The sequence below is a fragment of the Actinoplanes sp. 13 genome (assembly GCF_056134165.1).
This window is the reverse complement of record NZ_JBVYOQ010000027.1, coordinates 1-12,889: the sequence shown is the minus strand read 5'-3', so window position 1 is coordinate 12,889 and position 12,889 is coordinate 1. Positions and strand designations below refer to the sequence as shown.

Annotated in this window: 6 protein-coding genes; 1 reads left to right on the top strand and 5 read right to left on the bottom strand. The window is 68.5% G+C overall.

Annotated elements, in window-relative coordinates:
• Positions 1 to 4 precede the first annotated feature (4 nt).
• From drmA to AC0NH5_RS34355, 4 genes are all read right to left on the bottom strand, one after another.
• Positions 5 to 3,685 carry a DISARM system helicase DrmA gene (gene drmA, locus AC0NH5_RS34370; protein ID WP_474411180.1) on the bottom strand — a complete coding sequence of 1,227 codons (3,681 nt, stop codon included), beginning with the start codon at positions 3,683 to 3,685 and terminating at the stop codon, positions 5 to 7.
• Positions 3,672 to 7,301: an Eco57I restriction-modification methylase domain-containing protein gene (locus tag AC0NH5_RS34365; RefSeq protein ID WP_474411178.1), complete on the bottom strand. Its 3,630-nt coding sequence runs from the start codon at positions 7,299 to 7,301 to the stop codon at positions 3,672 to 3,674. Before AC0NH5_RS34365 ends, drmA begins: the two co-directional genes overlap by 14 nt.
• A 491-nt stretch (positions 7,302 to 7,792) precedes the next feature.
• Positions 7,793 to 10,882, bottom strand: coding sequence for a DISARM system SNF2-like helicase DrmD (gene drmD / locus AC0NH5_RS34360; RefSeq protein ID WP_474411311.1), 3,090 nt, complete (start codon positions 10,880 to 10,882; stop codon positions 7,793 to 7,795).
• 161 nt (positions 10,883 to 11,043) lie between these two features.
• Positions 11,044 to 11,976 (bottom strand): pentapeptide repeat-containing protein, encoded by a 933-nt coding sequence (locus tag AC0NH5_RS34355; RefSeq protein ID WP_474411177.1) that lies wholly within the window; start codon positions 11,974 to 11,976, stop codon positions 11,044 to 11,046.
• A 124-nt stretch (positions 11,977 to 12,100) separates the two neighbouring features.
• Between AC0NH5_RS34355 and AC0NH5_RS34350 the strand changes: the two genes are divergently transcribed.
• Entirely contained in the window at positions 12,101 to 12,604 is a 504-nt protein-coding gene (locus tag AC0NH5_RS34350) for a cupin domain-containing protein (protein WP_474411175.1), read from the top strand.
• A 5-nt stretch (positions 12,605 to 12,609) separates the two neighbouring features.
• Here AC0NH5_RS34350 and AC0NH5_RS34345 read toward each other — a convergent pair.
• Positions 12,610 to 12,889, bottom strand: a 280-nt coding sequence (locus AC0NH5_RS34345; RefSeq protein ID WP_474411173.1) for a transposase, incomplete at its 5' end; no start/stop codon positions are given.

The following is a 12,889-nucleotide window of genomic DNA, read 5'->3' as shown; positions in this document are numbered from 1 at the left end:
GCCGCTACTCCTGATCCATCGGGAAGACCCAGGCCGGGGCGTTGTCGGGCGGGGCGGCGAACATCCGCTCCTTCATCGGGCTGACCAGGAGGTTGATCTCGGGTTGGACCTCGCGCATCGAGTGCGCGACGACAAACGGTTCGCTTTCACCGTTCCACGGCTCGGCGGCGGCCTTCTCCGGACTGGTCATCAGCGGGTACGTCTGGCCTTCCTTGCCCTTCTCGTACACCAGCGACATGGTCATCTTGTTCGCGTGCTTGTGCCGTTTCGCCCAGCGTTGCAGGCGGTTGTGCAGCCGATCGGCGGCTTCACCGGCAACGGCCTCGTCCCTGGCGCCGGCCAGGATCCGTTCGTTCAGCCGGGCGATGAGGTGCTGGATCGCTTCCTGCTGCGCCTCGACGCGCCCCGCGTTCGCCTCCGGTGACAGGCCTTCGGCCAGGTGGGCCTGGCTGACGCGCACCGCGCCGACGAGGACCCCGTCGATGCCCCGGTCGAGGGAGGTCGGCGAGAAGGGCGTCACCGACAGTGCCTCGACCTGCTTGTAGAACGTCTCGTGGTAGTGCCGGAACTGCTCGAAGTGCGCCAGGTCGCGGGGCCGGGCCCAGTTGCCGAGCGACACCACCAGTCCCGGGCGATTCGTCGGGTCCCGGCCGACCCGGGAGGAGGCCTGAATGTACTCAGCGGTGTTCTTCGGCTGGCCGACCACCAGCATCAGCCCGAGACGCTGCACGTCAACGCCGACCTGGAGCATCGAGGTGGCCAGCACGACGTCGAACGGCGCCGCGGGCGCGGGCGGCAGTTTCTTGCCGTCCTTGACCGCCGCGATGCGCTCCAGCGTGGCCTGCGTGCTCAGATAATCCGGGTCGAACGGTACCGCGAGCTGATCGAGGGTCTCCGCGATGTCGCGGGAGGCGATCCGCGACGTCAGTTCGCCGGTGCGCAGCTGGCTGAACGCGGCACCGACCCGCCGGGGGAACCCGGAACCACGAGCCGGTCGGCCGACCCGGGTCTGCACGTCGTCCGCGACGTACCGGGCCATTCCCGCCAGCTCCCGGGTGGCGTTGAAGTAGCCGACCAGCGTCATGTACGGGTCCGCCTGCGCGCCGCACCGGTCGAACAACGTCTGGCCGGCCAGCAGGAGCACCTCGGCGACCCGGATCTCCGCGCTCGACAGCCGCACCCCTTGCGCGCAGACACCGATGTAGCGCCGGCCCGGTGTCTTCGCGTCCGGTGCGATCTCGCGGGAGAAGAAGGTGTCGGCCACGTCGAGCACCTGTGGCGGAAAGATCTCGACCCCGCGCCCGTACAGGCCGCGCACCTGCTCTTCGGCGTTCCGCACGGTCGCGGTCGACGCCACGATCAGCGGTTTGACCGTTGCGCCGTCGGCCCGCTGCCAGGTCGCCACCGTCTCGACCACCACCTCGAACAGGCCGACAGCGGTCCCCAGCGCGCCGGTGATCAGGTGCAGCTCGTCCTGGATGATCAGATCTGGTGGGCGCAGCCGTACGGTGGGCGCCACGGTCGCCGCGGGCAGGCCCTCCTCAGCGTTGTGCTTGGTCTTGATCGAGCAACCCGCGTAATCGGGGTGCACGTACCCGTGCCGGCCGCATCTGCGGGCTACGTAGCCGAACAGGGCGGCGGCCTCCCCCTCGCGGGCCAGCCGGGCGAACTTGTCGACCGTGGCGATCACGAACGCCGGCGTCAGCCGGTAGATCTCCTCGTCGACGGTCAGCACCGGCAGGCCTTCGGCACTCCGGCCCTTGGCGAACGGGCACTGCGCCAGATCGTCGCCGCAGAACACCAGGATGCGACGGTCCGCCTTGCGTGCCTGGACATGCTTCGGCGAGATCGGGGTGCCGCACCACGGGCAGCGCTGAATCTGCAGCACCGTCAACCGGTGGCCACGACCGGGCTCGTGCACCTTGTCGAGTTCGATCTTCGCTTCGTCCCAGCGTTTCGGGCTGACATCAGTGCCGACCCACAACCCGATCCGGAACGGCGTGCCACCCCAGGTCTGTTCGTCCGCACGTCGCAGCAGCTCCGCGGCGCAGACCATCGCGGTCGCGCGCTGGAACTGCTGAGCGGTCAGCAACCGCAACGTGTAGCGCATGAGCACGGCCACACCGTCGGAGCCGTCGAGGTCGCCGCCGGCCGCGGCGACCCGGCCCTGCCGGCGGCGCATCGCGAAGGTGAACGCCGCCAGCCCGAGATAGGCCTCGGTCTTGCCGCCGCCGGTCGGGAAGAACAGCAGCTCCACCTGCGCGAGCTCGCCACTGCGCGCCGGGGCGGCCGGGTCGGTCAACGCGGGCAGTTGCATGAGGATGAACGCCAACTGGAACGGCCGCCATGTCGGCGCCGCCTTCGGATTTCCGAGAACCTGGGCGGTCGCGTCGTCGATGCTCAAGGTCTCGTCGGCGTTACGTGCGGCGGCGATCAGCGAGTGCTGCCGCTGATCGTGCATGACCCGGTTCATGAACTGGAAGCAGCGCAGCGCCTCAGAATCCTCGGTCAGGCAGGCGAGCCCGGCAGCGAGCCGCTGATGCGCACGGGTCGCGTTGTGCAGCACCACGTCGGCGGTGTCTCGCAGATGCGACGGCAGGTCCCCGGCGCGGGTTCGCTGATCGGCGAGCCAGGCGCCGTACCCGTCGATCAGCGGGGTCAGCCCCGCCGTCAGCGCGGCGGCGTCGGCGCCGGCCAGCCCGGCCATGCTGAGCAGGGCGTCCTCCACGGACTGGGCGTGCACCTGCGGGGTCTCGGCGGCCGGCAGCCACGACGTCCACACCGCCGTCGCCCGCCGCGCGCCCGGCTCGACCGCCCAGTCCACCGAACAGGTACGCCCGACGGCGAACTCCAGCCGGTCCCGGTATTGCAGGTCCAGCCGCCGGACCTCCGGGTCGTGTTCCGGCCAGTCGTCGGTCAGCACGTCGCGGACCGGCAGGAACACCGCCGCACCGCCCGCCTCCACCCGCAGCCGGGTCTGGAACAGCCACTCGTTCACCGGGATCCGCACCGGCGTCACCCGGTCGTTGCACAACGCGATCTCCACCAGGCGGCGGCCGTACCGGGGATCGTCGAACCGGTCGACCCGTAACTTCACCTGATCCGCGACGGTGAACTCCGCGGTCCGGCCCGGAGTCAGGTCGGCCACAGTGATCGTGGTGGTGTGCTGCTGCGGGGTGCGGCGGTACTGCTGGCGTGGCCGGCCCTTCCGCTCCTCGCCGTCCTCTTCCAGGGGTTCGCTCCGATAGACGCCCCAACTCGACAGGACGGTGAACTCGGCGAGATCCTCCGGCACTTGAAACCGCAGCCCCATCGACGCCGGCACCATCAAACCCTGCTTCGGCGCACGATCGTCGACCGCATCGTCGCCGGTCTCGGCCTCCCTCTCGTCCGGCGGCGCGGCCGGCACACCACGCTGGGCGTGCACATCCTCGTCGTGCACATCGGCGAGCACCGCGTCCTCGGCCTGACCGTCCAGCCGAACGCCGTCCAACTTCACCGGCGCGATGTGCCCGACCAGATAGAGCTGGCGCGGACTCTCCAGCAGAACCTCATCCGGTCCGTTGCGCGGACCCAGGAGTTCTCGCCCCAGAATGTCGAAGAGATTCTCGCGGACAGTCGCACCAGTCCCGTCGGGATCGTGCGCAAGAGTGTATGCGGCAACCGGGCTCTCAGGCATCGACATGGCCCTTCGTCTTCCGCGGCTGACGAGCAGTCTTCGGTTTCGGACCGGCCTGCGCCTCGATTCCCGCCCGCCGATGGTTTTCCGCCAGCAGCCGGTCCAGCATCTGTACCCGCGTCGCCGGACTCATCGACCATCGCCGGACCTGCCGATAGGTGTGAAACCCGTGCGACATGTCCAGGTCACTCCAGCCGTATGCTGCGGCGACCGATCGGTTCAGGTCCACCTGAAGCCGCCGCATCTCGGCTACATCCACGTCCATCGTGCCGGTGACGCCGGGATCGTTGACCAGGTTGTACAGCTTTGTCAGTCCCAGCTCTCGCTGGAGCATGATCTCTCGTCGCCTGACGTCCAACTGCTGCCCGGCGTCCTGCAACTGCCGAATCGCTGCCGGCCGCGGATAGGTGTCGAAGACATCGGACGGCGCATAGAGGACCCTCGTCTCCAGCGTCGACCCATAGGCCATGGCCCAGAATCGATGAAAATCTGACGACAGGACCGCCTGGTCCGCCCAGGAATCGGTCGCGAATATCCCGAGCATATGGGTGAAGATCTGGCCGGTCGGCACCCTCACGGGCATGACCACGCTGCTCACCTTGGCGATTACCAGAACCTCGTCGAGATCGGCGATCGCTGCCCGCAGCGCTGGTCTTTTCTCGCCGTACTGCCACCATTTCGTCGCCAGCGCCTTTCTGTTCAGCGTCATGCGCTCGGGCCGGACGGTATCCCTGACACGTGCGAAGGGAAGGCGATACCGGGCCGCCTCCTCCTCGGTGCGATCGAAGAAGTCGATCACCCACCGCGTCGGCGAGCAGTCCGGACGACCGTTGAGGTCTTCACCTCCGAGAAAGGGGAACAGGACGTCCGCGTTGCGCGCGTCCTGAGAAATCCACCGCTGCGCTTCCTGCGGATCTATCACGAATCCGGTTCCATAGACCTTGCACCCCTCGAAGGAAACCCCGCGGTTCTCGGCCAGCTTCCACGGCAAACCGCTCACTAGTCCGACCGGCTCCAGAAGCGTCGATATCCGGCTGGCCGGCGTGTCGTCCGATACGCGGATCACGGAATCGATCATCTGGGCGCGGGTAGCCCACACCGCCGCGAATTCGAGGCTGACGTTGGAGGACGGCCACTTCCGGCTGCGAATCGACCGGGAAATTTCGGTGCCGTACTCGGCTAGTTGATCCAGTCCGACGCTGCGGGTATCTCCTTGCGCAAGGGTGTTCGTCCCGATCATGCCGAGGTTGCCGGTGGCCTTCAGCAGGTCGTGCGCTCGCAACAGGAAGTACGCAACCAGGTCGGCGTTGCCCCGCGCCCCCTTGGCCGCGACATGCACGAACCAGTCACGCATATTCACCCCGAAGGCGCCGGTGAGTTTGAATCCTCCGAGGAACGGCGGGTTGCCGATGACGGCGTCGAAGCCGCCGCCATCGAGTATCACGTCGGGAAGTTCGAGAACCCAATGCAACGGCTGCCATAGCGTGTACTCGTTCTGGACTGTCGGCTCCAGCCCGTCAAGAATGATGTCGTCGAGCTCCCTCTGGTCCCCGCGTTCGCCCAATGGCGGGTACCCGCGTCGTACCGCCTGCTGAAACGCGCGGTACGAATCATCGAGAGCTCGGCCGGGTCTGCCGCCGAGGGCGAGGCCCGCGGCTATGACGCCGTCGGCGACGTGGCGCAGCTGGGCGGTGAGGTCTTTGATGCGGGCGAGCTGGCGCTGCTTGGCGGAGGTGTTGCGGTGCGGGTCGCGTTCGTCGACTTCGGTGGCCAGGCGGCGGCGCAGGTCGGTGACCTCGGCGACGATGTCGTCGATGCCGGGGTCGAACAGGCTGGCCTGCTGGTGCTTCGGCGGGTTGATGTGCAGGTGGCGGAGTTGGTCGAGGCTGGTGAGCCCGAGCAGCGAGTTCCCGCAGAGGATCTTGTCGTCGACGAAGGAGAACGGCAGGTCGCGGTCGAGGGAGACGAGCCACAGGGAGAGTTTGCACATCTCGACGGCCATCGGGTTGATGTCGGCGCCGTAGAGGCATCGGGCGACGACCTGCCGGATGGCGTGCTGGAGGATGTCCGGGCGACTCTGCGTGCCGGGCTGTTCGGCGGCCCAGGCTTCGACGAGGCGGGCGCCGAGGTACCGGGCGGCGCTGACCAGGAAGGCGCCGGATCCGCAGGCGATGTCGGCGACTTTGAGCGCCAGGATGTCGCCGGAGGAGCGCAATCGCCATTCGCTGGACTCGTTGGTCTGGTACGGCCCCGGCGAGTAGCAGAGCGGTTCGAGCGCGTGATGGACGATCTCTTCGGCCAGGGCTCGTGGGGTGTAGTGAGCTCCGGAGTGCCGCCGTGAGGGTGTCTCGATGACCAGTAGGCCGCCGTCGAGGACGACCACGGGCCGTTCGCGCAGGTCCGCCCGGATGATGCCGGCGAAGCGGCGGATCCGGCCGCGCAGCCGCGTGTCGGTGGTGACGGTGCGCAGCATCCGGTCGGCCTGCTCGCTGGGGCCCGCGGTGAGCAGTTTGACCAGCGCCGCCGCGGTCTTGGTCTTCGAGCCCGGCTGGTCCTCCTTGGTCCACGCGATGACCGCGGTGGCGAGATCTTTGGGTTCGGGGTGGTCGGAGGCGAGGCGTTCGAGGACGCCGAGCGGGATCTCCGGCTCCTCGCCCGGCGTGCCGACCAACCCGAGGACGGCTTGACCGCGGACGACGGTGCAGGAGTAACCGAGCAGACCCTCGTAGATGTAGCCGATCTGTTCCACGTCGACGTCACGGAACGAGATCCGGCGCGCGGGCTGTCCCTTGAGCCGGGCGACCTGGACGGCGCGCAGCACCGCGAACATGACCCGGTCGGAGATGGGGAGGGCGAGGGTGCCTTGCGGCCCGAGTTCTGTCAGCAGGGGCGTGTGGCCGGGGTCGAACAGCGACCCGCCGTACGCCGGCATGCGCATGTTCTCGAACGAGGCGCCGCCGAACAGGGCCTGGCTGGTGGCGAGGAGGCGATGCCAGGTGAGATAGGTGGAGTCGAGGGCTTCCTCGTGCTCGTGCAGGGCACGGTGTTCGAGACGGTCGAGCTCGCCACTGATGCCGTACCCCTCGGTGAAGAGAGCGGACGTGGGCAACAGGCCGCGCTGCTCGGCGAAGAGGAGGAAGACGACCCGCATCATGACCGTCACCGCGCTGCGGTAGACCTCGTGCGGGTCGTCGGGCAGCGGATCCGGCCGGCCTCGGCGGCGGGCGTCGGCGGCGGTCTCGGAGAAGGCCTGGACGAGGGTTTCGACCGCGCGGCGAACCTGGGCGCCGAGCGCTTCGGTGATCTCCTCGGCCTCGGCGACGGAGTCGGCGAAGAGCTTGGCGAGGCGTTCCTCGACGTCGCCGCCGATCAGGTACTGGCGGTCGAGGAGGGTGAAGAAGGCGTCGCGGGCACGGCCTTCCTCGATCCAGGTCTGGGAGTCGACGATGCCGGAGGCCACGGGCGTGCCGGGAGCGGCGCAGACCAGCCCCCACCAGCGGCCGTCGGTGACGACGCCGATGGGTACGCCGCTGTCGCGCAGCATCTGTTCGAGACGGTCGATCGGGGTGGCGGCCCAGCCGTCGGTGCCGGCCTGGTGCAGGCTGTCGACCCGGTCGACCACGCTGACCAGGGCACCGATGCCGTCGGGGCCGCGCAGCAGCGCGGTCGGGAGCGTGGTGACGGCGTGGTTCGGGGAGCTGGCCCGCGCACCGGGCACGGTCACGACCGGTGGCCATTCGAGATGGCGCTGCCAGCCGATCACCTTCTCCAGGACGGTGCGGACCCAGCTGTCACGGGCTCGGCGGTACGCCTCGACGGCGGTGGACTCGTCATGGCGTACCCCGGAATCGGTCTTCTCCCAGATTTCCTCGAACGCCGCTTTCGCGGTTCGCAGGATGTCGCGGCGAGCCGGGTCGAGGGCGGGCATGCCGTGCGGCCAGACCCGGGCCAGCGGGGGGACGGCGAGAAACGGTCCATCGGTGTCGACGAGCTCGAGCCAGGCGCGGTGGGAGTCGGCGGTGCTCGCGGTCCTGGCCCGGGCGGCTCTTACCGAAACGACCATATACGCGAGGTTAATTCACTTTTGTTGCGGTGGCCGGGAGTTCGGCAACCTCAGCCTGCGGCATCCGCCGGGGTCAGCGCGAAGACGAGGGCCGCCGCCGTGGTGTGTGGCTTGATATCGGTGTAGCGGGCTTCGATCGCGGCGATCTCGCGTGCCTCCTCGTCGGACAGCTCGGCCTGGCGGCGTCGCATCGCCTCGATGTCACGCTGCCGCTGCCGCTGCCGATCGGGATCCTCAGGGATCAGCGACAACTGGGCCTGCCGATCAGGAGCGGTCATCTCCTCCAAGGAATCGGCCAGGTTTCGCCGGAACGCCGCGAAGATCTGCCGGGCACGCGCCGCGTCCGACTCCTGCCGCCGAGCGAGCCGGCCGGCGATCTGCCCCTGCCGTGACCGGGCCCGTCTCGTCATCGTGTCCAGCAGTTTCGCGCGCAGCGGCGCGTCCGGCTCGTTCCACTGCGCGGCCAGCCGTTGCCGGACGGCTTGCGGGGCAAGGGTCAGCCGCGGTGCGTCCAGGGCGAGATCGAGGGCGGCCTCGGTGCGTCCCTCGGCCATCGCCCGCCCACTGTACGGCCGTACTCCGGCCAGAAAGATCTCTTCATGCAGCCGTACGCCGCCACGGCCGACCAGCACCATCCGGGTCACCGCGGCGACCACCGACGCGGGCAGGTCCTCGACCACCACGACGGTGACCCGGTTGAGCGGCGACTCCGCGCTCCACAGTGACCGGCGCAGCAGCCGCTGCGCCTTGGCGACCAGCGGATGCCCCAGGTGCACGTAGACGATGTCGTCGCGCCCCTTGGCCTGCTCGTCGTCGAAGGTGAACGGCCGTGGCCGGCCCGGATCGAGCTTCGTGTCCAGGCCGACCAGGGTCTGCTGCCAGGCGGGGCTGACCGTGCCGATCTCGAAGACGCCTTCCTCGCCGGCCGGGGACAACTGCGGCTGGTGATTGATCCGCAGGGCGGTGTCGACGACCCGGCGCAGGTTGGCGGGCTTGAGGTGCAGGCCGGCCTTGCTGTCGGCGTAACCCTGGGCCAGGTCGGTGAGTTGCGCGTTGAGTTCCCGGCTGCCCTTGAGCACCCGGTTGACAACCTCGGTGGCGTCCACTCCGGTGGACGGCGCCGGCATGGACCGGCGGGCGCCGTAGTGCTGTTGGATCTCCGCGCCGATGACCTGGTTCACCGAGCCGAGGTCCCGGGCCACCTTGGCGACCTTGTCGGCGACCCGCGCCATGAAGCTCATGTCCGCCGCGTACGTGGTGGAGGTGGTCTCCGGGACGAAGTGGAACACCTGCGGTGAATGCTTCTGCCCGTAGCGGTCCACCCGGCCGATGCGCTGTTCCAGCCGCGACGGGTTGAACGGGATGTCGAAGTTGATCAGTCGGTGGCAACGGCGTTGCAGGTCGATGCCCTCACCGGCCGCGTCGGTGGCCAGCAGCACACGCACCGGGTGACGGGACGGGTCGGCCGAGAACCACGTCCGGATGAGCTCCCGTTCCTCGCTGGGGGTCGATCCCTGGATGACCGCGAGGACCTTGCCGTAGCCGTGTTGTTCCAGGATCCGGTGCAGCCAGTCGGCGGTGTCGGCGTACTCGGTGAAAACCACCACCCGCTCCTCGTTGAAGGAGCCGCCCGGCCGGCAGACCTCGTCGAGCCGGGCGATCAGGGCGTCGAGGCGGGAATCGGCGCGGTTCTCGTACTCCAGGCCCCAGTGCGCCAGGCGTTCCAGAGCCTGTGTGTCTCCCAGCGGGGAACCCTGCCGCAGCGCGGTGGCTTCGTCCTGCTCCGGCAGCCCCTCCTCCTCGTCGTCGGCGTCAGCGCCCAGGATCTCGTCGTAGGCGGCGAGCATCGCGGCGGTGTCACCGTCCCGATTCTGCAAGTAGGCGTGCAGCGTCGTCCCGAACGCCCATGGGCTCGACATGAACCGCTTCTTCAGCAGCATCGCCGTGATGTCACCACCACCACTGCGGTCCTTCTCGGCACGCAGCAGGGCATCCAGCTCGGCGAATCGGGCCTGCTCGTCCTCGGACGGCGCGAAGCGGATGGTCTCCACCGTTCTCGGCGGGAACCCCATCTCCGGCAGATCACTTTTCAGCCTGCGGACGGTGACCTCGTCGAGTGCCTTCGGATCGAGTTTCGCGCCACGCTGGAATCGGCGCGGATCAACCATCTCCAGCAGCGCGGTGAACGACTCCGGATGCCCGTTGTGCGGCGTCGCCGAGAGGAACAGCCGGTGCTCGCAGCGGTCCGCCAGCGCGCGCACTGCTGTCGTCCGCAGTGTGTCGATCGCGTAGCCACGCTCCCCCGTCGCGACCGACGGGCTCGACGGCGCCACATGGTGCGCCTCGTCGACCACCAGGATGTCGAACGCATACCGATGGCCCGAGCCCCGTGACGCCGGTGCGTACATGTCCCGGAGCAGCCGCTGGGCACGGAGCTGGGGCAACCACGCCATGCTCACGATCACTCGCGGGAAGATCCGGAACGGGTTCGCCGCCAGCCCGTGCGCCCGGCGCACCTCGCGCATCATCTCACTGTTGACGATGACGAACTCCAGCCCGAACTTGTCACGCATCTCGTCCTGCCATTTCACCGACAGGCTCGGCGGGCACACGATGATCGCGGTCCGGGCCCGGTGCCGCAGCAGCAGCTCCTGCACCACCAGCCCGGCCTCCACCGTCTTGCCCAGACCGACGTCGTCGGCGAGCAGAAGGTTCGTGCGCGGCGCGGCCAACGCCCGCCGCAGGGGTTCCAGCTGGTACGCCTCGACGGAGACACCGCTGCGAAACGGTGACTGGAACGACCGGTCGTCGGCAGAGGTGACCGCACCCCAGCGCATCGCATCGACGAACCCGGCCAAGTCGTGCGGATCGTCGAACGCCTCCTCGAGCAGGCTGGTCGGCAGACCCTGAGCCGGCGTGATCGTGTGGCCGACCTCCAGCTCCCAGATGACGGTCAGCTCCTCACCGAGCCGGTCCTCGTCCAGGGCCTGCAACGTCACAGCGTGATCGAGCACAGCGGCCGACTCGTCAGCCGGGCTGCGAGGCAGGCCCTGCTCTGCCACATGTGCAACAGCCCATGTCGAACCGCGTACCTCGACGATCTGACCGGGAGCCGGAACCGCCGACACAGCAGCGGACATCGTCTGTACGGCCATGAGCCCACCCCCGAAGCACTGCGAACCGCAGCCATCATCACCAACCGGCGAAGGGCGGGCAGCGGATTGGCGGAGTGCGTCCTCGGCCTTGCAGAAGCCGTTATAGTGCGACGATCGCGGCCCGATGAGGTGGTGGCCGCAAGGCACTAATCAGCGTCCACGGCGCATTTCTTCTGCTGCCAGGCGTCGGCTGCCGGTGGTTGCACCCCCGCCGGCAGCCGGGTGGTGGCGTCCACCCTCGCGCAGCTGAGCTGAGCGGTGGTCAGGCTGTTCGCCCGGGCGTCGGTCAGGTCCGCGCCGGTGAGATCCGCGCCCTTCAGGTCGGCTTCGGTGAAGTCGACGCTCCGCAGGTTCGCGCCGGACAGATTTGCTCCTTGCAGGTCTGTCCCGTCCAGCACGACACCCTCCAGGTTGGCCCCCCGGAGATCGGCCTGGTCGAAGTAGGAATTCTTGAGATTGGTGTTGCGCAGGTCCGCGCGGGACAGCACCGCCTCGGAGAAGTTCGCGACCGAGAGATCCACCCCACGGAAGCTGGCGCCCGGAAGGTTGAAGCGCGTCAACCCCAGCATGGTGTTGCTGAGGTCCAAGGCGATGTGCGCGTCCGGATCCGGCCGCCGGCCCAGCACCGTCATCGCGGCACGCACATCAGGAGTGGCCGCCGGGATGGGCTCGTCGTTGTCATTCCAGGGCGCGTGCGAGCGGACGAAAGCGCACAGCACCTCGATCACCATGTTCTCGTCCGCCCGGAACTCCTTCATCAGCGCCTCGAGGGCGTAGATGCCGCCGAGCCGTACCCCCAGTTTGTCCGCGTCCTCCTGGCCCAGCTGGTCCACCGCCTGCACGAATCGGTCGGCCCGCTGACCCTTGAGCGCCAGGTCCTGCTGCTCCTGGTCGGTTTTCTGCTGCAGTGCGAGCTGATCCCGGTTGAAGTCGTTGGTGAGGATCAGACCCACCCCGACGAGCAGGACGGACAGGATGCCGGCGATAGCGGTGCCGAGCTCCCAGTAGTCCGGCCCCGAGTTCGCCGCATCGGGACGGCGGCGCCGGTTGATGCCCGGCAATCTGACCTGATTACGCATGCGTGCCATTCAACCCATTGAATACGTTGCTTCCCTGATCCGGTAGGAGGCCAAGAAGCGGAACGGCGCGCCGCGTACCCCGAATTCGCTGGCCTGCGGCGTCCGGCTGCGGTAAGCACGTCGCATGACGACATCGGAGCCGCCGCGGTTGACCGTGGTGCAGCCGGGCGGCGGGCGCGTGGGCGAACTCGGCGACATCGGCGTGCACTTCAAACTCTGGGGCGAGGACACCGGGGGTGCGCTGGCGATCGTCGAGCACCCGTTCCCGGTCGGCGCACTCGTGGCACCGCACATGCACACCCGGGAGGACGAGTACTCGATCGTCATCGAGGGTGAGATCGGCTTTCACTCGGGCGACCGGGAGGTGGTGCTCGGGCCGGGCGGCTACATCGCCAAGCCGCGCGGTGAACTGCACGCGATGTGGAACGCCGGCGCGGTTCCGGCCCGGATGATCGAGATCATCAGCCCGGCCGGCTTCGAGCACTTCTTCCGCGAGGTGGCGGAGCTGATCGCGGCCGGCCCGGCGGCGGCCGGGCAGGGCGGCGACCTCGCGGAGCGCTACGGCCTGCAGTTCGGCGAGCCGGAGTGGCTTCCGGGGATCGTCGAACGGTTCGGGCTGACCACTTAGAACTCCTAACTCTTTGAGTGGTGGAGACGGCGCCAGCAGATCAGGGCGCAACCGAGTTTGAGCAGGGCTTCGTGGATGTCGTCACGGATCTCCCAGCGGATGCGTAGCCGCCGGAACCAGTGCAGCAGCGCGAATGTTTGCTCCACGACCCAGCGCATCTTGCCCAGCCCGGAACCATGTTCGGTGCCGCGGCGGGCGATGACCGGTGTGATGCCTAACTCGCGCACCAGGATGCGGTACTTGTCGTGGTCGTAGCCGCGGTCGGCGTAGACCTTCGGAGCGCGG

Bases quoted from the DNA above. Each gene is read 5' to 3' on its own strand.
- drmD (WP_474411311.1), bottom strand. From the start codon at position 10,882: ATGTCCGCTGCTGTGTCGGCGGTTCCGGCTCCCGGTCAGATCGTCGAG.
- AC0NH5_RS34350 (WP_474411175.1), top strand. From the start codon at position 12,101: ATGACGACATCGGAGCCGCCGCGGTTGACCGTGGTGCAGCCGGGCGGC.
- drmA (WP_474411180.1), bottom strand. From the start codon at position 3,685: ATGTCGATGCCTGAGAGCCCGGTTGCCGCATACACTCTTGCGCACGAT.
- AC0NH5_RS34355 (WP_474411177.1), bottom strand. From the start codon at position 11,976: ATGCGTAATCAGGTCAGATTGCCGGGCATCAACCGGCGCCGCCGTCCC.